This window comes from Streptosporangium heterodermiicola, assembly GCF_051390675.1.
Lineage (GTDB): Bacteria > Actinomycetota > Actinomycetes > Streptosporangiales > Streptosporangiaceae > Streptosporangium.
In genome coordinates this window covers 1-1,553 of record NZ_JBPJSR010000070.1, presented here as the reverse complement: position 1 = coordinate 1,553, position 1,553 = coordinate 1, and the positions used below count along the sequence as shown (strand labels likewise).

The window sequence follows — 1,553 nt, the reverse complement described above, 5'->3', positions numbered from 1 at the left end:
GCCGCCGCTGAAGCGTCAGTTGGGGCTGGTTCAGGGCGGGCCGCCGTAGCTGAAGCACCGCTGACAGGACCCAGTCCAGGGCTGGGCGCCGAAAGCCACCCATGCCCGTGTCACCTGACCCGGACTCCCGCGCGGAAGACCGCCCGGACGTCCCGGAGCCGGTCGAGATCGTCGAGGGGATTCCCGGTCACGGCCAGCAGGTCGGCGTCCGCGCCCACCGCGATCCGTCCCTTCCGGCCGGAGACCCCGCACGCCCGGGCGGCGAGGCTGGTCGCCGCCGTGAGTGCCTCCAGCGGAGACGGCCCCTCCACGGTGAACTGAGCGATGGCGTACGGCAGCACGTCGTGCGGTTTGACCGGCATGATTCCGGCGTCCGTACCGAGCACGATGCGGGCCCCGAGCTTGTAGAGGCTCCTGAGGGCCTCGTGTACGGCCTCCACACGCTTGGCGACCTCCGGCGGCAGGACGAGCGGTGAGTCGCCGGGGACGACTCCGATCGTCACGCTCACGAAGGTGTCGCTCTCGGCGATGGCGGCGAGCAGGGCGGGGTCCGCGTCGACGCCGTCCGCGGTCACGAACGTGGCGTGCTCGATGCTGTCCACCCCCGCCGCCAGCGCGTCCCTGATCGCCTGCGTACCGTGCGCGTGGGCGGCGACGGGCAGGCCGAGCCGATGTGCCTCGTCGACGACGACCCGCAGATCGGCCGGTGAGTACTGCGATTCGTGCGGCGGCGGCGAGCCCGGCGTCATGTTGCCGCCGCTCAGCATGATCTTGACCACCGCGCAGTCCCGCTCGTGCCGCTCCCGTACCGCGGCGCGCAGGGCGGCGGCTCCTTCGGCCGCTCCGCCCATGAAATGGCAGTGGCCGCCGGGCGTGGTGATCGGGGGCCCGGCGGCGAGGATCTCCGGCCCCTCCCCGAACTCCGCCCTCAACCTCAGCGCCAGATAGTCGCGGTCACCGAGGTCGCGCACGGTCGTGATACCGGCCCGGAGCGCCCTGTCGGCCGCGGTCCGCATCCTGGCCAGCAACTCCGTGTCGTCGGCGGCGGTGAACGCGGTCACCGGGTCGAGGCCGGCGTCGAAGCCGAGATGCACGTGAGGGTCGACGAGTCCCGGCATCAGGAAGGTGTCCGCGCCCAGGTCGATCAGGTCCACCCCGTCCGGCGGAGGAGCGCCTGTCGTGTCCACACCGGTGATCCGCCCGCCCTCCACGAGAACCGTCGTGGGCCCGGACAGGTTCGTGCCGTCGAACATCAGTCCGGCGTGAATCGCGAGAGGCGTCATGGTCGTGAGGCTCCTGGGGGAGGTGGCGTACGCGGCCCCCCGTCCCGTTCCCCGGACGTCGCGGGTCTGGTGGCGGCGGCTGGCACAACAACATCACGAACGACCTGAGAGGCCCCTGAATCTCCCTGAGAAGATCCTGAGAAGGGCACCTCGGACATCGATGAGCCTTGGCGGCCTGTGGCGCCTCAGCCCTGGACTGGGTCCTGTCAGCGGTGCTTCAGCTACGGCGGCCCGCCCTGAACCAGCCCCAACTGACGCTTCAGCGGCGGT

General features: G+C 71.3%; 1 protein-coding gene. It reads right to left on the bottom strand.

Features of this window, described 5'->3' with window-relative positions; translation table 11 throughout:
* Positions 1-110: 110 nt before the first annotated feature.
* A complete protein-coding gene (locus ACSC1Q_RS42915) occupies positions 111-1,283 on the bottom strand; it encodes an amidohydrolase family protein (protein WP_436764500.1) in 1,173 nt (390 codons plus the stop codon).
* Between the last annotated feature and the right edge of the window lie 270 nt (positions 1,284-1,553).